Origin of the sequence: Bradyrhizobium sp. LB14.3 (assembly GCF_040547985.1) — a bacterium.
Taxonomy (GTDB): domain Bacteria; phylum Pseudomonadota; class Alphaproteobacteria; order Rhizobiales; family Xanthobacteraceae; genus Bradyrhizobium.
This window is the reverse complement of the sequence record NZ_JBEPQT010000039.1, coordinates 24,035-43,055: the sequence shown is the minus strand read 5'-3', so window position 1 is coordinate 43,055 and position 19,021 is coordinate 24,035. Positions and strand designations below refer to the sequence as shown.

The following is a 19,021-nucleotide window of genomic DNA, read 5'->3' as shown; positions in this document are numbered from 1 at the left end:
GTCAAGGGCGGCGCCGCGGTCGTCGGCGACAAGTATGATGTGTTCGATATTCCGACCGGTGCGCTCTTCTCGTCGGCTCGTGAAACCCGTTGGGGTGGCACCGTCGGCGCGGGCCTCGAATATGGTTTTGCACCGAATTGGTCGGTTGGTGTCGAGTACAATCACATCTTCCTGGGTGATCGCACGATCGACTTCACTACGCCCATTGGAGGTTTCGCCGGGAGCGACCGCATTCGCCAAGACGTTGACATGGGCCTCGTCCGCGTGAACTATCGCTGGGGCGGTCCGAGCATCGCGCACTACTGAGCGCACCTCGATTTAATAACGAAGGGCCGGCTTAAAGCCGGCCCTTTTGTTATGGAGACCGAGATGACGAAAAGATTTAGTCCCGTCGTACCCTCGCAGTTAGCCAACGAGCTGAACGAGGCATTCGAGTCGGCCGAAGCTCGCACGATCTGCAGGGCCATTGGGAAGGCGCTAGACAACTTCAACATTTCAGAAGTCGCAAGAGAAGCCGGTCTGCAACGAACGAGCATTTATCGAGCCTTCGGGAACGAACGGCTTCCAAACTTTTCGACTGTTCTTGGTGTGCTCACGGCCATGGGATTGGAGATCAGGGTAGTCCCCCGGCGACGTCGCAAACAATCGCCTACCTTTTGATGCCATCAGCGTCGTTGTCGTTAAAGAGACCCATGTTGTGATCTCGGCCCTCGCGCGTGGACAAAGGGCTTCCGAAATAGCACGTGTAAAGGTTTGGTCCTTCAAAATACCACCCGCGGCACCTGAACTGATCAACCGGCCGTCGAGCGGGCGGCGAGTGCCGAACTTCCATCAGAAGACCGAATCCAAGGCCAGGTTAAGCCCGTCCACCGGCGGGATACGACCGGGTGAACAGGCCTCGTTGCTCAATCCGATCGTAACGAAACGTGCAGCCATGAGCGCGGGCGAACACTTCGGCCTCTGCAAGTGCGAGGGCACCATGCCCGCCGAACGCCTGTTCGATGTACCGGTCCCGAATTGTCACCTGCTGGTCCGCCCCGATATCTTCCAAAACGCTCGCCAGCCGGAGCAAGTAGTCTTCGCGCTGCTCCATGAAATGCCCGCTATCGTGGAAGTTGGCTTGCCGCGCTCCTGCCGACCCATTCCGGCGTCGGATTATTTACCGACCTTCAGCGATTTTGCGGTGTCCAGATGCTTTTGCAACGTATCTATTTGGCCGGAAGCATATTCTCCGGCAGCATCCTTACTCCGTGACGCCTTCTTGTACTCGGCAATATCCTTTTGGTGGTCTGCGACCATGTGAGCCGCGAACATCTTATCGAAGGCCGCGCCGGACATTTTTGACATCTTGTCATGTTCGGCTTCTTGCTTCGCATTCGGTCCGCTTGGTGAGTTCATTCCCAGTTCCTGCGCAGCATCTAAAGCCTTTTGATTGGCGGCAGCGTGGTCTGTGGAAAGCATTCTGCCATATGACTTGACGGCATCGCTTTGGCCGTTCTGCTGCGCCAGCTCTCCCATGCTGACTTCGGCGAAATTACCCTCGATTGCCTTCTTGAGGAACGTTTCGCTTTGCTTATCTTTCGCAGACGCGTTGGCAATTGAGAGTGCCATCAAGGTTGCTGTCCGAGCGACAAAAGCATTCTGTTCAAGGCAAACTCCTGTGGGTTGTTTGTCGATGAACACGCCAATCGTGAAGGAGGTTCCAATTGAGCACATCGGGCCGCGTTCCCTGTAGCGGTGCTGGCGCAGGTACTACCGCAGGATTGTCTCCGGCTTCGGGCGCTGCCAGCTCACAGGCCGAAGTCCGCACGATCCGCAACAGGAACCGAATAGTGCGGGCACTATTAGCTCCCTATGTCCGATCGGGTCCTGTATGAAAGCAGCAACGGCGACGTCTGGTCTTTGGCGCGACACCCGGCTTCGAGCACCCCAGTCGTGAAGCATCAGCCGAATGCCGGCTCAGGAGGACGGACCTCGTACATTGAGATCGGCAGATTCCTGCGGGGGAGCGCAAATGGTCCGGAGCACCAGGCGCTGCTCAACCTGATCGGGACGTTGATACCAGACTAGGGAGGACGCAATGATGCGGTATCCTTGGATTTTAGCGGCAGCCCTTTTCGCAGTCGGCGTCGTTGCCTGGGCTGTGGTGGCTGAGCGCCCTCCAGAGAACCCGCTCCGGATCGATGCTTCCCTGACCTTGGCCGCCGACCCCGACCTTCGATTGGTCTCGGAGCGCAGCCCTTACATGCGGACAGAGCGGTAACAATGGACAGGCGCCCAGCCTCCGCGGAGTCATCGGCGGTCGCGGGGATATGCGGGATGTGTTGCGTTCGATCATTTGTGCTTCCAAAACGAACAGGGATGTCGGGTTGCGCACACCGCGCAATGTGTTAAACGGCGCGCCTAACGATTGAAGGAGCGCCCAAGTTGGCCAAAAAGAAAAAGACTGTCCGCCGCGAGTGGACGAAAGACGACGTGAAGACGCTGAAGTCACTCACAAAGCAGCAAGCTGGTGTCACAAGAATTGCAAAGACTCTGAAGCGAACGCCGGGCGCAACAATGGTCACGGCGTCGTTGCTGGGCGTTTCGCTGAGCACTCGATAGTAGCGTTGGAATGGCTGGGATCAAGATTGCGAAGTTGTTGAAATTCGGAAGGGCGCAGCCGGAAGTGTTTTGGTCGACCGTCGGTGGATTGAGCGGGGCGATCGTGGGATTCTCGGTCGGGAGAGTTGGGATTGCGACGAAAGGTGGAGCAAGCGGTATCGCGCCACTGGTGGTCGTGATCATCTTTGCCGCAGTGGTCGGCTCGATAGGCAACCGACTCGGCATAGCGATTGGCCGGCGGCAGACGAGACGCCACGCGGTACCCCCCAACATTTCAATTGCAGATGCGCGCGAAGTGGGGGGCGAGCGGTCGCTAAGAACCGGTTGGTTTTGAAGCTGCGGAGACCCTACCCACCCCCCTACAGCAACACGCATTCCTTCACACCTTCCCGCTGTGCGGCGTTTCGTTGCGGTGTCGTTGCCGAGCGCGATGCATGGAAACGTCATCTACCTGGTAAGCATTGTCCTCTCTGACATCGCTGCTGCCACATGGGTCGCACCCGTGTCCTGATAAGCAGACCGGTGACCACGGACACTTCTTTTGACTTTGCCTGCCGCAATCACACGCAGTGGCGTGTCTTCAGCGCGCCCACGATCACGTCTGCTCACGAGGCAAAAGCTCACTCACACTGATGCGATGGCTCTTGTCCGGCGCCACCGAGAAGATTACTGCCTGCCATCCATTGGGAGAAGACCGACGTCTGGATGGCCGATAAGAGGATGCCGCTCCAAACGCCTTGCAGCGTTAAGATGAAAGATCAACCAATGCAGAAAGCCGCGTAATGGCCGACAAGAAAACCCGTGATGGCATCTCATCGTCATGAGCCGTCGACCGAAGCTGCGGACGATATTGGCGTGGCTCATGGAAAGCACTGGCTCACATCTTTAGTAGATGTGTCGCCTATCACGCCATATGGCGCGGATACGAGGCAAGCAAAGCTAAGTAGATGGCTCCCGTTCCGGGAACGCTGAAATCGTGATTGTCTAGTCCAAGTTGGGGCGAGGATCATGAGACCGGGGCTGGCAATCCCTTTTCTCTTTTGTATTTTCGAGGAGAACCGGGGGGCCGCTGACGAAAGTCGGTGGCCCCAGTCATTTTAGGAACGGCAGCAATGCTGGCTGCTTCGGGTCTGCTGTTTTCCAAGGTGCCTGGCAGTCTGGTCCCGCAGGAGGACTATGTGCTGATGGTAACGTCGTTGCCTCCGGCCGCCGCGCTCAGCCGGACCAAGGCGATTCAGGCCATCACCGCCATAAAAAACATGCCCGAGGTCCAGGGTGTGGTGTCGTTCTCCGGCTTCGACGTCCTGTCGAGCGCCCAGAAGACCAACTCGGGCGTCTCCTTCACTACGCTGAAGGATTGGGCGGAACGAACCGATCCCAAATCGGATGCACGGCAGATCGCACCGGCGCTCGGCCGGCTCAACACCAAGTTCCACGATGGCGGGTGTTCGGCTTCAATCCGCCGCCGATCCAGGGCATCAGCACGACCGGGGGGTTCGAGCTCTTTCTGCAGAACCGTTACGGGGCCTCTCTGGAAGCGTTGTCGGAGGCAGCCAACAAGATCGTCGCCGAGGCCGCCAAGCGTCCGGAACTCACGGGCGTCAGCACGCAATTTTCGACGTCGGTGCCGCAGCACAAGATCAACGTCGACCGCGACAAGGCCAAGACCCTCGGCGTTCCTATCAATACCATCTTCCATGCAAAGCGGCTTCGGAAGCCTGTACGTCAACGACTTCGCCTTGTTCGGACGCACCTACCGCGTCAGCCTGTCCTCCGAATCCGACTTCCGCAGCGCGCCCAACGACCTCCACTTCATCTATGTGCGCTCGGCATCCGGGGCCATGATTCCGTTGGACGCACTGGTCTCCGTAGACCGGTCATCGGACCCGATACCGTCGACCGCTTCAACATCTTCCCCGCCGCCAAGATTCTCGGCAATCCCGCGGCGGGATATTCGTCCGGCCAGTCTCTCGCCGCGATGCAGCAGATCGTGGCAGACAATCTTGGAAGCGACTATTCGATCGGTTGGACCGGGTCCGCCTTCCAGGAAATTTCGACGGCGGGTACCGGCTATCAAGGATTCCTGTTCGGGCTGCTGATGGTCTTCCTCATCCTGTCGGCGCAATACGAACGCTGGTCCCTCCCACTGGCCGTGCTCACCGCCGTGCCGTTCGCTTTATTCGGAGCCATTCTCGCGATCTGGCTCCGCGGCATCGAAAACGACACCTATTTCCAGATTGGGCTTGTCACGCTGATCGGCCTTGCGGCGAAGAACGCGATCCTGATCGTGGCGTTTGCCGCGGAGCGTCACCGCGACGGTATTTCGGTCTACGATGCGGCTCTCGAAGCGGCCCGCCTGCGTTTCCGTCCCATCGTCATGACGTCGCTGGCGTTCATTCTGGGTGTCCTTCCGCTCGCGATATCCACCGGCGCGGGTTCTGCCAGTCGACACTCCATCGGCACCGGCGTCATCGGCGGAATGATCGCCGCCACGGCGTTGGCGATCATCTTTGTTCCGCTCTTCTTTCGTCTCCTTACACGCAACTACAGGCTCGCTGCGGCTCTCCCGAAGACTATCACGACCCCTAGCGAACCTCTCTAGCGGTCCACCGTTCCTATCAGGCTGAACGATTCAGCGGCTTCGCTTGACTCCGCTTGTGTGCGTGGCTGCGTCAGTTTCGTTTTGGAGTATCGCGCGTCGTTGGCACCCGCAAATATTCCAGGTTCATCGAACCTTGCGACCCCACCTTGCGCGAAAGTCCGCCCTGACGCGGGGATTGGGTCTACGAGACCAACGCCGATGGATGCCCCTAAGCTGCACCTGGGGAGGTCACGCATGGTGTTTTCCAACCAGCACGGCGGACGACAATGGTCGGTGAAGTCGTCGGCCTGAATGGGGCCGTTATCGTTTGCGGGTGTCATTGTGTGTTCGTGATGTGCTGTTCTGGCCGTCTGCGCGGGCCGGTGAAATTTTCTGAAAAGTCGCGGCGTATCGTTGATGACCGTGACTGTGTCGGCTTCGCTCACATCGCGCTTCAGCAGCTGCGCTAGCATGCCTTGGTACCTCTTCAGCTGTGTGGTGATCCGCGTACTGACTTTCGGAGAGAGTTTGGCCACGATTCGCCCCTAAAAATGTGCGCAACGACACCCCGCGAACGGAAGCGATGGGCCAACAGGAGACTTCTCGTTGAACGCAGCGACGGCCGAGCTAGTCAGATCAATGCTCGGGGTGCGATCTACCGTCGTCTCCAAACGGCTCTTGCTCCGCTGCCCGCTCGAGCACTCTTCTGCCGATTGTTCTCGCCTCTACGATTCGAAGCCGATTTCGAAGCTTCTCCACCTGTGTAAGCTCAGCAATGAGCGCTTGGAGCCGTGCGTGCAGAACAGCATAGCTGTAAACTTGGCGAGTATTGGTCATTACGGTCCCCAGAGTATCACGTGGATTAAGGAGTCAACGACGAACAAGGAAATGAGTAATCGCTACTTCGTGAGCTCACTGAACTAAAGCGGTAGCCGCCAGATGCTCCCAGTACTCTGCCTCTGCGAGCAGCTTCCAGCTTCTCTCAGGATCACGCGCGGCAGTCTGCCGGCAAAGCGAGGCCGTTGCGCGAAAGCGGCGGACAGATTCCATTTCTAATCCTCCCGTGTTTTCCCCCAACATATTTTCTAATTGTGCGATGGAGTCATCATGATTATGAGACCTAACGAAATTTGTCGTTTGGCGGCAGGCAGTTAGGTTCCCATTGCGCGTCGGAACTATTTTCGCTTTAAGCTTCACATCAGTTTCGAATGCTACTTGCTGGCGCTTGTTGCGCGCCGAATGCGAAGCTTCCGCAACGAGCGACGCCGCGGAGCGTGCTGGGCAGCAACACGATCATGCCGAGCCGCGTGAGCAAGCATCCAAATGTCGCAATCCGGACCGACTGATGCGAATAAATTCAAGTCGGTCTGTTGCTGAGCGCCTGAAACTTACTTGCGATCGGCCCGGCGAAACAATGCCGGACTTATTCGCTAAGTGTCCTCATTTTCGCTCGGGACCACTTCTCGAGAACGCTATCGTTTCCCTTCGATCCCATGACGTTCTCACGTTGCTGCGGATGAGAGCGCGGCTCGCGCTCGCGTGGGGCCGGGCGTTCGGACGGCAAGCATACTGTTGATATGACGACCGTGTGTATTGACATCCTCGGAAGATTTTTTTGCCGAGAGTCGCAAAGCGAACGGACAGCTCTCCTGTCGTTGGACATAGTGGTATCGGGACTGGATTGAAGCTCGTCAAAATTGAACGGACGCTGAGGTGGAAAACTTTCCGCCTTCACGAACTCCTGTGTCGCAGCCAGCGTTCGGGAGATGATTTCGCCTGAGAAATGGGGAAAGCACCTGTGAGTGAAAGTAAAGTGAAAGCTGAAGTGAACGGAACGAACGGCTTCGCGATGCCACCGTTCGGATTGCCGAAGTTTGCGTTGCCCGGTGTGCTCGGTGAATTTTCCGAGCAGGGCGTCGCCCGCGCACGGGAAGGCTGCGAGAAGATCAAAGCCGCGTCAGTGGATATGGCTGAAGCGCTGCGCGAGACCTATTCGGGCAATGCCAGGAGCGCGACAGACTACGGGCTCAAGGTCATCGAGATCTCGAACTTTAATACCGCGTCTGCGATCGATTTCTTCGTCCAACTCTTGGGTAGCAAGTCGGCGGCGGATGTCGTCACCTTGTCCGCGGAACAAGCGCGCAAGACTTACGATAGCGCATCCGCCCAAAGCAAGGATTTGTGGGAGCTTACCCAGAAGCTTGCAACCGCAACCGGCGAGCCACTCAAGAAGCACATCGCCAAGGTCCTTCACCAAGGCGACTAAGCGGCACTCAATTTACATCCAGGTTCATTCAAGAGGGAGATCCGGCCGCTTGGACCAAGCCCTGCCGCGAGCATGCGCACCCATGCTCGACCAAGTAACTGGCAGGGTGCGCGATGCCCCCAAGCCAGCGCACCAACAAGAGGCGCGATCCAACCGGCCGGTTGCTTTTCAAAACCGAATAGCAAATCGAATTCAAGAAAATTAAAGTTGAGGGAGGCCCAGATGGGCATGGTCATGGTCAAATGTCCGCAGACCGGACGCGCGATCCCCACCGGCATCAAGACCGATCGCGAGAGCTTTCGGCGCAGCCCGGTTTTCTTCGCGCACACTCGCTGTCCGATTTGCCAATCCAATCACGTCTGGTTCGCACAGGAGGCTTGGGTCCACGAGCCCGGTGCCTGGGCGCGTCACCGCGTGGGATCGCTGGCCTGATCATCCACACAGGCATCGATTGCGATGGAGGGAACCATACGCACTTGCAAATCTCTATGAAACGATTTGCGACTCAGCCAGGCGGCCGCTTGCTCCAGAGCGGTCTCGCTCGGGATTACTTTTCGAAAACGCTATCATTTCCCTTCGTTCCCACGACGGTCTCATGCTGCGGGAATTGGGACGTACGATAGCGCGACTCGCGCTCGCGCGGGGCCGAGCGTTCGGTCGGGTTGCGACCGATCTTGGATTGGAGCTCGACAAGGTCGGTGAACACGTCAGCCTGGCGGCACAGCTCGTCGGCGATCATCGGCGGCTGGCTGGCGAGCGTGGAAATGACGGTGACCCGAACGCCGCGGCGCTGTACCGCCTCGACCAGGGACCGGAAGTCCCCGTCGCCGGAGAACAGCACCATCAAGTACGACAAAAAAGTGAGCCGCATTCGCGGCCCCTCCTCACTTGTTAGGTTCTCCACCGTATCGTCGTCTGCAGCGACTCTGTCTTCGTCTTCGACTCGTCAACGTTGGCGTCTACTTGACTTCATCTTCATCCTTGAAATCGACCTTTAGGGGCGATGGATCGTCCTCCGATTCCGCTCCGCATTGCTGGCACCGCGAAAAGCCAGGACGATCCACCTCTGGACAGCGACGGACGTGCGCGAAGACGGCAGTTGGAAAATTCGTGTGCTCGCCGCGTTTCTAAAAGCGTCGCCACCGAAAAACTAACACGCTCATCGTCTAGCATTGGTGACTGAACCGTAGGAAGGCGCCCATAGAAGGCGGCTTCCGTGTTTGCGAAGTTAGCTCCGCCTAATCTTTCACCCAGACGTTTTGGAATGCGCCACTCTACGGCATCACCTCGAACCGCGCCGCCATCCTCGCGCTCTTCCGCGTGGTCAACCGACGTCGAACGTGAAGGCGATGCCTGGCGCTTTCCCAGGACTATCCCGCGCCAGTGATCTGCGACACGGAAAGCCGCGACCGAGATGACGCTGATGCGCTGGGCATCCACCGCCGCTCGCGGAGCAACCAAAGAAGCCGTTAACGGAGAACTGAGGCTGCCTTCGGAACTCATGTGAACAAAAATAGCCCCAGCTCCCAAGGCAAAGGCGATGAAGCTGGGGCCAATCCGGGTCGCCCTTGGGGAAGAGCCTCGCAACAACTTGGCAATCCGCAAAGCGTTCCGCCTCCCGGCTGTCAGCGATCGTTATCAGGCTTGCCGTTGGGGTTGCCGTCACTGCCGCCGTTGCCATAGCCATTGTTGCCATGATGCACGCTGTGACTTTAAGAGGCGCACGACTTGGGATGGTGGCTTGGCTGTGCGATGATGCTGTGGAGATTGCAGATGAGAACACCGCGCCGCCGACCTACCCGACCTCGATCATTCGGTCCTGGCGACCCGCCGGCTGCGGAGGTAATAGCCTTGTGCCTGAACGGCTGACTTGATTTCGTCGCTGACTTTGAGAACTCTTTTTCTGCTCTTGCGCCACTTATGTGCAGAATAAAGCACGGGTGCGACAGAGCCTGTACTTAGAACGAGCAAGTCGCGCTTGTCATTGCGATAGATATCAAACACCTTTCGACCCCGCTGATCATCTTCAACCAAGAATGAAATGCTTGGTCGGCTCAATGGACGAGCTTAGGATCTCGAACGGCTGTGCGGGTTGTAAATCTGCAACGCCCGCGACTTTTGCTTCACCGCGTTCCGGATTTGGAACGAACTGATGCAAGCTCGGACCATCGTCAGATTGGGCGCGCTAGGCAGCGATGCCGTAAGCGGCACGAGGCAGGAGGCTCAGCTTGTAACCGTCCCGTGCGGATCGGAGATGCCCTGGAGCTCCAACAGCAATGATCAGCCGGATGTGATCCTGGGAAGGTAGAACGAAATACTCACGGAGCAAATTTGGGAGACTGACGAATTCTGGAAAATGGCGTCCGCGATCCTTCGCGCGAGTGCCGCCGCGCGCTCATTTTTTTTGGGAGTCGAACTATTTCGCTTCGCACGCCTCTGGCGCTTCTCATCATATCCCTAGGTGCGATCGCCGCGGCGTGGTGGTGGCTGGCCATACCGATCAACTTGGCGCGCGCACCGATCGATCCGAATGCCAAACTGCAATGCATATCCTACGCGCCCTTCCGCAACAACCAAACGTCAGAGTCGCCGACACCAGTGCCGCGGGACCAGATCGCGGAAGATCTCGCCCAGCTTGCCAAAATAACCGACTGTATCCGTACCTATGCGACTGATCTCGGTCTCGATCAGATCCCCGAACTTGCGTCCAAGGTGGGGCTGAAAGTCATTCAGGGAATTTGGCTCGATAGGGACCGACAGAAGAACGCGACGCAGTTATCCACTGGCATACGCCTCGCCCAGCATTATCCGGAAACCATCACCGCACTCGTGGTCGGCAATGAGGTTCTGTTGCATCGGAAGATGACGCCTTCCGACCTTGCTGCCTTAATCCGCTCGGTCAAGGCACAAGTGCCGGTCCCCGTCACCTATTCCGACGTCTGGGAGTACTGGTTGCGCTATCGGGAACTCAATGACGCCGTCGATTTCGTCACCGTGCATATCCTGCCATATTGGGAAAACGTCCCGGTCCCGGCGAAATCTGCCGCTGCTCACGTCGACGCCGTCCGAAAGCAGGTGGCGTCGGCGTTTCCGGGCAAGGAAATCCTGATCGGAGAAACTGGTTGGCCGAGCGAAGGGCGGATGCGCGGTTCGGCGCTACCGTCGCGCACCAATCAGGCGCGGGTGATCTCGGAGGTTCTCGATCTTGCCCGGCGCGAGAATTTCCGCGTCAACCTGTTCGAGGCGTATGATGAATTGTGGAAGCATGAGTTCGAGGGCACCGTCGGCGGATCGTGGGGCTTATTCGATTCCGCGCAGCGCATGCTGAAATATCCGCCCGGCATCCCCGTCAGCAATTATCCGCTCTGGAAACTGCAAATGAGCGGCGGAATGGCGCTGGCGATCCTGGTGTTCGGCGCTGCATGGCTGACCTCGCGCCGGAAGCCCTCGCAGCCCCGGCTCGTCTCATGGTTTGCGGTCGGAATATCGGCAACCATCGCCGGAGTCCTGTTTGGGGTGGCCGCTCAAAAAATGTTCTATGAAAGCTACGACGCGGGCAGCTGGCTTCTGTGGGGCGCACTTCTGGTGGCGGCAACTGCCTCGCCGCTGTTCGGCGCCAACGCCCTGATGTCGGGGCGCGCACCGCCCACATTTCTGGAGTTGCTGGGTCCGAAGGACTACCGCACCTCATCGGTGCTGGCGATCATGCACGGATTGATCTTGATCGTAACCATCGTGATCGGCACGGAGACCGCGCTGGGCTTTATGTTTGACCCGCGCGAAAAGGATTTTCCTTTTGCGGCCCTCACTATGGCGGCGTTCCCTTTTGCGGCTATGACACAGCTCAATGGCCCCAAGAAAGGAATCCGCCCCATGGCGGAAGCGACATTTGCCGGCGTATTCTTGGTGGCAGCCATCCATGCGGCGCTTAGCGAAGGGCCAGACAATTGGCAGTCGTTGTGGACTTGTGCTGCCTATATACTGCTTGCGGTTACGCTCTGGCGGGCGCGCGCTTGAGAAAACCTGGCCAGCCGACTTCCGTTTTGGGTCAAAAGCGTCGGTTTGGCGCTCGGACGAAAACTACCGGTCTTCCTCTATGACCCGACATTTGGCTCTGGCGCGCTAACGGAAGCGATGGGTCAAACCCGGAAGTAGCGCATCATTCATACGATCTGCACGCCGCGACAATCGCGTACAGCAGTTTCGCGACGCTGTACCCAATATCTTCCCGCGTTAAACCCATGCGCAGGATTACCAGTTTACGCGAGGGAATGATCGCGATCACCTGGCGGAGGTGCCCTTGCAACATGAACGTGTCGGCAGGAAGTCGGAATCCCTGGCCCGGTCCCAACCAAAGCTGTCCGCGACCGTAGACCGGGCCATGTCCCTCGTCGGACGCCGGCACAGGCGAGCGCATGTAATCGACAAAGCCCGGCGGCAAAAGCTGTGCACCGTTCCACTCTCCGTTCAAGCGCAGGAATTCGCCGAAGCGCACCCAATCATGCGCATTGGCGAAGAGAAAGGCTTCGCCAAGGAATGTGCCTGAAGGGTCGGCCTCAAGAATAGCGCTGGTCATACCCAAAGGCTTGAACAATCGCTCCTGCGGATATGCTCGCGCGTCCGCTCCAACCGCGTTCTGCCAGACCCGGGCCAACAGGACGGACGAACCCCCGGAATAGTTGAACTTCGTTCCACGCGGGGCGACAAGCGGACGGTCCCTCGCGAAAGCCGCCGCATCATGTGCGAGATTCTCCAACCCGTCGGGGTCGGGAGAGTCACCATCTTCACTCCATTTTAATCCGCTTGTCATGGCCATCAAATCGGCCACCGAGATGTCCGCGCGCGCGTCGCCGGCCCACTGCGGAAACAGATTTTTTCGATCGAGCGAAAGCTTTCCGTCCTTGAACGCCATGCCGGCCAAGGCGGCGTTCACGGTCTTCGTCATCGACCAGCCCTGCAAGGGCGTCGAAGCGTTGAAGCCTTCACCGTAGGTTTCACCGATGATGCGCCCGTCCTGGACCACGACGATCGCGCGCATGCCCGGCCCCTGGAGAGCCGGATCGTTCAGCGCCGCCGGTAAGTGCTTGTCGTCGGACAATTGAGCGCTCTCGCCGACCGGCCAGAGCGCATTAGACTTTCCTGGCAGTGAAGCCGGCGCGGCGCGATGGGGGACTTCGTCGCTCGAGGCCAGCGTGCAGCCACGTCCCTCCTCATATTGAGCGTAGCGTTCGGCGAATAGGCCATGATACGTCGCCTCGACACGCTGATTGGCGGTGTCGACATTGACGTTCAGACGTTTGACGATACGGGGAAGTGCAAACGCCACGTCGGTTCTAATCACCGCATCCGCCTCGCGTTTGGCAATGAACACGTTCGAGCAAACCATTTTTGCCGCATAGGCCGTGGCGGACAGCAGCCCATTGGGTGGGATGAAGGTTAGCCAGACGCTGAATACCAAGCCGCCGAAAAGCAAAATCATGACACTAAGTTTCAAAATTCTCAGAACAACGCGCATGCTTTCCCGACTCGTCTCAGGCAAACGCTAGCCACACGCATAATGGACGTTTTCTGCGAAAACTCAACTCAAAGTAGGACTACTTCCTACCGGCCCTGTCGCGATGTCCGAGTTGGGTCATTCGCGTCGGTTCGCCCTGAGTCGAAGGCTTCCGGTCTCTCCCCGACTCCGGACATGTCAGTGCGATGCGGCAACTGATGCTAAGGGCCAAGAAGAGACAAACCTATTGCCAAGGAGGAGTTTGGCTCCGTACGATAGCTACTGGGGATGTCGCAGCCTCCCCGTTAAGTGGTGATCCCATGCAAGCGCTGCTCGCTTTTCTATGGAGCGAGCACGATGGATGGTCACCTTCTTCTCTTCGTTTTGGCAACGTTTCTAGGCGGCTTTGTTAGCGGCTTCTCCGGATTCGCGATGGGTATCGTCGTATCCGGCATCTGGCTGCATATCATCACGCCCATTCAAGTCGCGGCGCTGATCGCTGGGTATGGTCTGCTTACGCAAGGCTACGGCATCGCGAGGTTGCGTCACGAATTGACCTGGCGCAGCATTTTGCCGCTCACACTTGGGACGGCCATCGGCATCCCGATTGGGGTGATACTGTTGACCAGCACCAACCCTACCTATGTACGTTTCGGCGTCGGCGTGTTGCTCGTTCTCTACGCTACGTACAGTCTCGTACGCCCGCCACTCGGACCGTTTAAAATTAGCAACCCTACTGACTTCGCCATAGGTATTGCAAACGGCCTGCTAGGAGGCGTCACGGGGCTTGGCAGCATCATCTCCACGATCTCGCGCGCAGTATTATGTTGGGCTCGAGAATGGGCGGCGGTTCAACCGAATTCTGATCGACAGCTTGCTGCCATCACTCAAGTTGGCTTGGGAAAGCTCGACAAACGAAGAGTCTTGGGATGCGCCACTGCGTTCCTTGATGGACCCGAATGCGAAGATATGGCCAGAGATGGACGATGACGCGCTGAAGGGCCAGCCCAAACTGACGGCCGAGATGTGGCAGATCAATTGCAACGAAACCTGCGCCCGAACCATCGGGATGCATCTGTTCTGCACGAACCCGCCAACAATTGAAGTGAAGGGCGGCTGGATCTCGGATCAATCAACCGATACGTGGCTTCCTTTGGGCAAGCAGTGCCGCGACGAGCTTCTTCGGAGCTTCGGGTTCACCTGAGGGCAACACAACGGAGGAAGTCGCCGCCAGTCCCCGCTGCATTTCACTTACGCTCGCCCTGCGAGGCCCGCTCGGCGCCTGAGTCACGGCGGGTCACCTTGGGGAAAACTGCGTCTATGTCAGGTGGCCTGCATTTTCCGAATCGCCCATGCGTGCTCGCTCGACGCTGTATCTCGCGTCGCGGAGTTGAGGCATGAGCCACTTTTTATCCGTGCTGCTGTTGGTGACGACCGTATTGCTAACCGTCTGCTTCGGAGTGGCAGCGTGGCGGATATCGGACGAGAGGGGCCTCGAAATCAGCGGTCAAATCCCCCACCAGTCCTTTGGTTTGAAGCCGGCCGCTCAATAGGAACAGTTCGACCTCCAGAGAGTCGGTTCGCACAAAGCCGCGCTCAGAGCGATGGACAAAGCGCTTGCGGCGATTTCGATATTCATCGTCGTTGTCCGTCGGCATCCTTGTTGTCGGCATCACTTCCAGCTCGCCAGCCTTTTGGACGTGCGTTGCGGTCATTCCCATTTCGATTGGTCTCGTGAGCGCCTTTGGCGATTGCTAGGGATCATCTGGCGGCGGCCCGCCTCGAAACTGAGCTCCCTCCTTTGCAATTTCATGAAATGGCTGATCGGCGTCCTCATGGCCGTCCTGTCTGTGTACGGGTCTATGCTGGGTAGGCTTTTGTTTCGCTGGCAGGTTTAGTTCCGCCTTCCGGGGTGCCAATGTTGCGCAAGTCATGGCTCGGACAGATAAGCTCCGCGTCCGGTGACGGCGACCTCCGCTCGCTTGTCGAGACCGTTCAGCGCCGCGGCGTGCGGGTCACCGTGATTTCCACGATCGCCAGCCAGCCGCCGATGATCGCCGACGAGCTGCGCCGCCAGGCCGACGTCTTCACCGACCTCGTCGAGCTGCAGGCCAAGCTCGGCCGCGACCCGTCCGAACGCCCCGCCCTGCGTGGTCGCGAAGCGCGTGGACACATGCCAATTCTTGCAAGAGCCGAAAGGGAACGACCCTCCTGGCTAGACAGTTAAGGATCGCCCGCATCGATCAATTTGGGCGGACGGACTTCAATAGAACAGCATCACCGACATCCATGCCGCCAGCGACGCACAGAGACCAATTCCTAGATAAGGCAATGCAAGGCGCATCGGGTTTCTCCTCCGAGACGCGAAATATGCCTTAGCTTTGCATGTCTGCAGGCCAACGACTACGAATCTACGGTTGTGCTGCTGCCAGTCCCAGGCGAGGACTTGGTGGAGCACTCGACCGGTCCCTCGGCTTGCTGCTTCTGAACCTGATCTTCGACGTACAAGAGCACCATGCGCCGTGTGCCTTGATCGGTTAGCTTTTGAAATGCCCTAATCAAGCGCAGCATCTGTAGATCTTCGACACTGTTCGACATGGCGAAAACCTCATGGAAAAACTTGGCAAGCAATGGGGAAACTATGCAGCGCTTCGCCTCGCAGTGGAACGCGGAACTTCGTCGCAGGTTAAGGTTTTCCGGTCGTGCCGCCGACGCCGCGGAGCGGCCCCGACCTACCCCAAAAGACCCCCTGCAGCCGGCGGTCTGTCCGCCAACGAACGGCCGGCGGGCCGTCCTCCCCCTCAGCGGCGCGAAGCCATTTTCGTATGCCGGCGAAATCTTCCCGAAACATTGCGGGTCGAAAGTGGCGTCATCGAATGCGGGGATGCCACATGCTCGTCCTAATGAACCTGATTTGGCGCCGGCTCGCCTACACTATGCTGATCGGTATGCGCTCTAAGCTTGTCCGGCAGTAAGGGTAAAGGCGGCTTTCGTGAGAAGGCCACGACCATGCCCAAAGAAATCGCTATAGCGCTGTGGTCCTTGGCGGCTGCCTGCGTAGTCGCATTCAGTATGGCAGCGCTGGTTGCATCTCACTAGAAGCGACACAGACCCGCGAGCGTCAACCCGGCAGCGTGGCGCCGACCGAGGCTGCCTGCTATCTTTGTGCAGCGCCCCTCTCGCTCCGCAGCAAAAGGCGATGTCTCCGGCCACCGAAGCAATATACCTTCCAAGCTCGGTGGCGATTTCGATCGCGGTCGAGCCCGCGTTGATCACTTTGATCAGCGTCTGTACCTCGTCCTCGGTCCACTGCTTAGGTTTGTGATTTCGCAAGCGACACTCCGATTCGCGCGCGCAAAATTGTTCCCGTTCTCGGAACCAAATGCCCATCGTGTGGATTTCGGTTCCGGCGAAACTGCGTTTGCAAACGAGGCAAAGTTGGAGCAGAATTTTGTCACCGGGGCTGGCTGCATATTTTACGTTTCCATTTGACCCGGCTTATTTTGACCATGCGCGGGCCGCAGCGATTTAACCTCCCGCTGCGGCCTTCGTATGTGCGGTCGCATGTACCGCCGGCCTATTTGATTTTCGATCAATGGAGCGGGACCGTTCCTAGTCGTCCCAAATGACCTTTGCACAATTTGCGCACTGGCAGACGCGGGCAGTCCGCCGGCCGTGCAAATGAGAAACCGCCGCTTTAAATACTGCGGATGCGGCAGTCATCGCACCGCGGCGGCGGGAGTCTCATAATGGCGCCTGGTGAGGTCGGCATGAGCATGCAGATGAGCATGCCAATGATTCGATGAACGGCTATTTCATAGGTCAGCCTGCACTGCTTCACCCGGATAGGCCAGAGCCGCTGCGCACGACAAATCAGTTTGCTTCGGGTGGACTTGGAGGCGGGAGCCCATATCTCTTTGCGGCAAGTTTCCGATAGGCCGCAGCTTGGTTCAGCAACTGATCCTTGAAGTGCAAGGATTATAGTTCCAATTCTGAACAACAACTATATTCCGAGCCGATCGTCCGCCCGGAGCCGGAACTCGCAATCCGTTTCGGACGTTTGTTCCTAATGACCCACACAGTTCTCCTAGTCGACGATGATCCGGCGGTCCTCATGTAATCGCGAGCATGTTAGAGGAAATTGGCTGCAAAGTTATCCGCGCCAACGGCGGTGCTGAAGCCTTGGATCTGTTGCAGCATCATGATCGCATCTCGATCCTGATCACCGACATCAATATGCCGAGCATGGACGGCCACGAGTTGGCCGAGCGGGCGACCCGTCTCCGCCCGGCGCTGAAGGTTCTGCAATTGTCAGGACGAGAGCGACGGCGAGACGGTTTCCCGATGATCCGGAAGCCATTCTCCGAAGATGACTTGTATCGCGTGATGCAGCAGACCACCGGTGCCTGCTGATACTCTGGAGCTAGTCGGCGTTAGAGCCTTGGGCCCAGCAGCGTCCGCATGCAGCGATCGAGAGCGTCTAAGAGGAAAGGCTTCTGTAGAATTGGCCGACCTTTGAATTGCTCCGGTACGCCATCGGCGCCATAGCCGCTCGCGAAGACGAAGGGAATGCCGCGGATCTGCAAAGCTTCTGCGATGGCTGCCGAGCTATCCCGGCCAAGTTGCAGATCGAGAATAGCGGCGTCGCATTCAGCGCTCATGGCCATGGTCAGCCCAGAGCCTAGGTCACCGGCCTCCCCAGCAACCTCGTGACCAAGCTCAGTCAGCATATCCGCAATCATCATGCGGAGAAGCGTTTCGTCTTCAACTAGCAGTACTGATGCCATGCTTCTCAGTACGCCGGCAGGTTTGTGAATGGGAGTCTTTTCCCGACCTCTCATAAGGGCAGCCGGTTCTGAGGCCCGAAGCTCGCTGGAGGAGTTGATCAGGCGAGGCTAAGCCGACTTGGGCCTATTTCGGATATAGACTACCGCACCGCGGCCAGCAGACGTCAGCTCACCGAGAGTGGTCTTCCCTTGCCGCGCGGCTCCGATCAGTTGCTCGGCAACATATCTGCGGCTTTCGTGATCGCCGCCGTTCGTCAATTCCGCACAAACTTGCTCCAACACCACGTCCATGTTCGCTTGAACTCGATCTGGAAACTCGCCCACGCCCTTCTCTCCTTCGAGGAAACGTAACGAGGCTAAGCTCCTTTCTACAGTGGGTACAGCGCTGCGTGACGACGAGGTTAAGGAGCTGCTTTGTGCAAAAGTGAACTCAACGGCGTGAAGAATTGGCACCCCTCGCATTATACAGCCAGGCTCGAACAATTGAGCTCAGCCGGAGTCGTCTTAGGTAAGGAGGAAATGGAGCGATCCGATGGACGAAAGGAAAAAACTCGAGCATCAGATCGCACTGCTACTCGGACAGCCGCATACACCAAGGACGAGAACACCGCGAGCAGGCTGCGGCAGTTTGCTGATCAGCTCAGACGAAAGCTATCGCCGTCTTCTTCCCGGCGCGCCCGGATCACGGCGCGCGCCTATCAGATGTGGGAACAGGCTGGACGCCCTTCCGGGCGCGACATCGATTTCTGGCTCGAGGCTGAGCGAGAGATCAGCCAGCCCGACCCTGGGAGCCAAGATTAAGGCACGCCGCCTCTCGACGCGGTCCACTCGCAAAAAAAGCGGCGGCAGCCCCACTGTGTCCACTTTCGGACCGTCAGTTCCGGCGAGGGAACGTAGACCATTGCCGCCTCTCTCAGCGGAAGCGAGCACGTGCCTTTCGAAGAACAAGAAAACGGCAGCGGCGACCGTCCACAAAACAGTCTCCTTCAAATGGTCGGCGCCCGTGATACAAGGCGCTTCGGCCTTACCTCGATTTGGCGGAGGTCCATTCCGGTGAGGGACAAGACCGAGCGTGATTTCCTCTATCGCGATATCTCGCACCGCAGCTTCAAGCGCCAATTCAGCCTCGCCGGATATGTCCAGGTGAAAAGCGCCGCGTTCGACAATGGCTTGCTGACCATCGAACTCGTCCGCGAGATTCCGGAAGCCATGAAGCCCGCCGGATTTCGATCGGCGATGCCTCGGCCGGCAACGTGCCGAAGCTGGAAGCTAAGGCTGCCGCCTAGCGC

The 19,021-nt window shown here is 58.2% G+C and carries 17 protein-coding genes and 4 pseudogenes; 14 read left to right on the top strand and 7 right to left on the bottom strand.

Annotated elements, in window-relative coordinates; translation table 11 throughout:
* Window positions 1-306, top strand: a 306-nt coding sequence (locus tag ABIB00_RS35735; RefSeq protein WP_354107596.1) for an outer membrane protein, incomplete at its 5' end; no start/stop codon positions are given.
* A gap of 51 nt (window positions 307-357) precedes the next feature.
* Window positions 358-660: an addiction module antidote protein gene (locus tag ABIB00_RS35730; protein WP_354107595.1), complete on the top strand. Its 303-nt coding sequence runs from the start codon at window positions 358-360 to the stop codon at window positions 658-660.
* A gap of 196 nt (window positions 661-856) precedes the next feature.
* Here ABIB00_RS35730 and ABIB00_RS35725 read toward each other — a convergent pair whose 3' ends face one another.
* Together ABIB00_RS35725 and ABIB00_RS35720 are read right to left on the bottom strand one after the other, a co-directional pair.
* On the bottom strand, window positions 857-1,093 hold the full coding sequence (locus ABIB00_RS35725; RefSeq protein ID WP_354107594.1) for a hypothetical protein: 237 nt from the start codon (window positions 1,091-1,093) through the stop codon (window positions 857-859).
* 62 nt (window positions 1,094-1,155) lie between these two features.
* Window positions 1,156-1,683, bottom strand: a complete 528-nt coding sequence (locus tag ABIB00_RS35720; RefSeq protein WP_354107593.1) for a DUF4142 domain-containing protein — start codon at window positions 1,681-1,683, stop codon at window positions 1,156-1,158.
* 744 nt (window positions 1,684-2,427) lie between these two features.
* Here ABIB00_RS35720 and ABIB00_RS35715 point away from each other — a divergent pair.
* The 4 genes and pseudogenes from ABIB00_RS35715 (at window position 2,428) to ABIB00_RS35700 (ending at window position 7,451) form a co-directional block, all read left to right on the top strand.
* Window positions 2,428-2,604 carry a hypothetical protein gene (locus tag ABIB00_RS35715; protein WP_354107592.1) on the top strand — a complete coding sequence of 59 codons (177 nt, stop codon included), beginning with the start codon at window positions 2,428-2,430 and terminating at the stop codon, window positions 2,602-2,604.
* A gap of 10 nt (window positions 2,605-2,614) precedes the next feature.
* A complete protein-coding gene (locus tag ABIB00_RS35710; protein ID WP_354107591.1) occupies window positions 2,615-2,938 on the top strand; it encodes a hypothetical protein in 324 nt (107 codons plus the stop codon).
* Window positions 2,939-3,710: 772 nt separating this feature from the next.
* A pseudogene (locus tag ABIB00_RS35705) lies at window positions 3,711-5,206 on the top strand (efflux RND transporter permease subunit); the annotation flags it as partial.
* Window positions 5,207-6,968: 1,762 nt separating this feature from the next.
* The gene (locus tag ABIB00_RS35700; protein WP_354107590.1) at window positions 6,969-7,451 is read left to right on the top strand and encodes a phasin family protein; all 483 of its coding nucleotides are present in this window, start codon (window positions 6,969-6,971) and stop codon (window positions 7,449-7,451) included.
* On the opposite strand, the gene ABIB00_RS35695 is transcribed toward ABIB00_RS35700, so the two are convergent.
* Window positions 7,448-7,687, bottom strand: a complete 240-nt coding sequence (locus ABIB00_RS35695; RefSeq protein ID WP_354107589.1) for a hypothetical protein — start codon at window positions 7,685-7,687, stop codon at window positions 7,448-7,450. The genes ABIB00_RS35700 and ABIB00_RS35695 overlap by 4 nt on opposite strands.
* Between ABIB00_RS35695 and ABIB00_RS35690 the strand changes: the two genes are divergently transcribed.
* Complete coding sequence (locus ABIB00_RS35690; protein ID WP_354107588.1) at window positions 7,674-7,883, top strand: hypothetical protein; 210 nt, start codon at window positions 7,674-7,676, stop codon at window positions 7,881-7,883. The genes ABIB00_RS35695 and ABIB00_RS35690 overlap by 14 nt on opposite strands.
* Before the next feature lie 115 nt (window positions 7,884-7,998).
* On the opposite strand, the pseudogene ABIB00_RS35685 reads toward ABIB00_RS35690, so the two are convergent.
* A pseudogene (locus tag ABIB00_RS35685) lies at window positions 7,999-8,295 on the bottom strand (NYN domain-containing protein); the annotation flags it as partial.
* Between the two features lie 1,553 nt (window positions 8,296-9,848).
* Here ABIB00_RS35685 and ABIB00_RS35675 point away from each other — a divergent pair.
* Entirely contained in the window at window positions 9,849-11,468 is a 1,620-nt protein-coding gene (locus tag ABIB00_RS35675) for a glycoside hydrolase family 17 protein (protein WP_354107599.1), read from the top strand.
* Window positions 11,469-11,610: 142 nt separating this feature from the next.
* Here the strand turns inward: ABIB00_RS35675 and ABIB00_RS35670 are convergent, their stop codons facing one another.
* Window positions 11,611-12,966, bottom strand: coding sequence for a serine hydrolase domain-containing protein (locus ABIB00_RS35670; RefSeq protein WP_354107586.1), 1,356 nt, complete (start codon window positions 12,964-12,966; stop codon window positions 11,611-11,613).
* Window positions 12,967-13,302: 336 nt separating this feature from the next.
* Between ABIB00_RS35670 and ABIB00_RS35665 the strand changes: the two genes are divergently transcribed.
* Together ABIB00_RS35665 and ABIB00_RS35660 are read left to right on the top strand one after the other, a co-directional pair.
* Entirely contained in the window at window positions 13,303-13,935 is a 633-nt protein-coding gene (locus tag ABIB00_RS35665) for a sulfite exporter TauE/SafE family protein (protein WP_354107585.1), read from the top strand.
* Window positions 13,925-14,149 (top strand): hypothetical protein, encoded by a 225-nt coding sequence (locus tag ABIB00_RS35660; RefSeq protein ID WP_354107584.1) that lies wholly within the window; start codon window positions 13,925-13,927, stop codon window positions 14,147-14,149. Before ABIB00_RS35665 ends, ABIB00_RS35660 begins: the two co-directional genes overlap by 11 nt.
* Window positions 14,150-14,387: 238 nt before the next feature.
* On the opposite strand, the gene ABIB00_RS35655 is transcribed toward ABIB00_RS35660, so the two are convergent.
* Window positions 14,388-14,660 (bottom strand): hypothetical protein, encoded by a 273-nt coding sequence (locus ABIB00_RS35655; RefSeq protein WP_354107583.1) that lies wholly within the window; start codon window positions 14,658-14,660, stop codon window positions 14,388-14,390.
* Between the two features lie 236 nt (window positions 14,661-14,896).
* Here ABIB00_RS35655 and ABIB00_RS35650 point away from each other — a divergent pair.
* Together ABIB00_RS35650 and ABIB00_RS35645 are read left to right on the top strand one after the other, a co-directional pair.
* Window positions 14,897-15,164 (top strand): annotated as a pseudogene (locus tag ABIB00_RS35650) (NYN domain-containing protein); the annotation flags it as partial.
* A gap of 1,909 nt (window positions 15,165-17,073) precedes the next feature.
* On the top strand, window positions 17,074-17,358 hold the full coding sequence (locus ABIB00_RS35645; protein ID WP_354107582.1) for a response regulator: 285 nt from the start codon (window positions 17,074-17,076) through the stop codon (window positions 17,356-17,358).
* Window positions 17,359-17,378: 20 nt separating this feature from the next.
* On the opposite strand, the gene ABIB00_RS35640 is transcribed toward ABIB00_RS35645, so the two are convergent.
* A complete protein-coding gene (locus ABIB00_RS35640) occupies window positions 17,379-17,732 on the bottom strand; it encodes a response regulator (protein ID WP_354107581.1) in 354 nt (117 codons plus the stop codon).
* A 519-nt stretch (window positions 17,733-18,251) separates the two neighbouring features.
* Here ABIB00_RS35640 and ABIB00_RS35635 point away from each other — a divergent pair.
* A complete protein-coding gene (locus ABIB00_RS35635) occupies window positions 18,252-18,533 on the top strand; it encodes a DUF2934 domain-containing protein (RefSeq protein ID WP_354107598.1) in 282 nt (93 codons plus the stop codon).
* Between the two features lie 258 nt (window positions 18,534-18,791).
* Window positions 18,792-19,018, top strand: a pseudogene (locus ABIB00_RS35630) (Hsp20 family protein); the annotation flags it as partial.
* Window positions 19,019-19,021: the final 3 nt, after the last annotated feature.

Coding starts and splice junctions, on each gene's coding strand:
- ABIB00_RS35730 (WP_354107595.1), top strand. CDS start 358: ATGGAGACCGAGATGACGAAAAGATTTAGTCCCGTCGTACCCTCGCAG.
- ABIB00_RS35725 (WP_354107594.1), bottom strand. CDS start 1,093: ATGGAGCAGCGCGAAGACTACTTGCTCCGGCTGGCGAGCGTTTTGGAA.
- ABIB00_RS35710 (WP_354107591.1), top strand. CDS start 2,615: ATGGCTGGGATCAAGATTGCGAAGTTGTTGAAATTCGGAAGGGCGCAG.
- ABIB00_RS35700 (WP_354107590.1), top strand. CDS start 6,969: ATGGGGAAAGCACCTGTGAGTGAAAGTAAAGTGAAAGCTGAAGTGAAC.
- ABIB00_RS35690 (WP_354107588.1), top strand. CDS start 7,674: ATGGGCATGGTCATGGTCAAATGTCCGCAGACCGGACGCGCGATCCCC.
- ABIB00_RS35695 (WP_354107589.1), bottom strand. CDS start 7,687: ATGACCATGCCCATCTGGGCCTCCCTCAACTTTAATTTTCTTGAATTC.
- ABIB00_RS35670 (WP_354107586.1), bottom strand. CDS start 12,966: ATGCGCGTTGTTCTGAGAATTTTGAAACTTAGTGTCATGATTTTGCTT.
- ABIB00_RS35665 (WP_354107585.1), top strand. CDS start 13,303: ATGGATGGTCACCTTCTTCTCTTCGTTTTGGCAACGTTTCTAGGCGGC.
- ABIB00_RS35660 (WP_354107584.1), top strand. CDS start 13,925: ATGGACGATGACGCGCTGAAGGGCCAGCCCAAACTGACGGCCGAGATG.
- ABIB00_RS35655 (WP_354107583.1), bottom strand. CDS start 14,660: ATGACCGCAACGCACGTCCAAAAGGCTGGCGAGCTGGAAGTGATGCCG.
- ABIB00_RS35645 (WP_354107582.1), top strand. CDS start 17,074: ATGTTAGAGGAAATTGGCTGCAAAGTTATCCGCGCCAACGGCGGTGCT.
- ABIB00_RS35640 (WP_354107581.1), bottom strand. CDS start 17,732: ATGGCATCAGTACTGCTAGTTGAAGACGAAACGCTTCTCCGCATGATG.
- ABIB00_RS35635 (WP_354107598.1), top strand. CDS start 18,252: ATGGAGCGATCCGATGGACGAAAGGAAAAAACTCGAGCATCAGATCGC.